1 protein-coding gene is annotated in these 217 nt (G+C 38.7%); it reads right to left on the bottom strand.

The annotated features are described in order from the left end of the window. Positions 1 to 217: SHIRT domain-containing protein (locus ADI58_RS05940; protein WP_049521839.1), on the bottom strand; the 217-nt coding region annotated here is incomplete at both ends.

Below are 217 nucleotides of genomic sequence, written 5' to 3'. Positions count from 1 at the left end.
TCGCATCTACATTTGCTTTATCTGCATAACGATTTTGGTCAGTTGGTTTATAGCCTTCTATTGCTGCTGGCAATGCCTTACCTGGCGTTCCACTTTCAAATCTATAGGTTACACCGTATTTATTAGCTTCGAATACCCATGTTCCTATAAACTCTACATTTGCTGCATTTACTACTTTACTTTCTGCATCGTAGCTCTTGAATACCCATTTACCATC

The organism is Streptococcus mitis (assembly GCF_001074635.1).
GTDB classification, from domain to species: Bacteria; Bacillota; Bacilli; order Lactobacillales; family Streptococcaceae; genus Streptococcus; species Streptococcus mitis_E.
The sequence above is the reverse complement of the archived record's forward strand: the minus strand, read 5'-3'. Positions and strand labels throughout refer to the sequence as shown.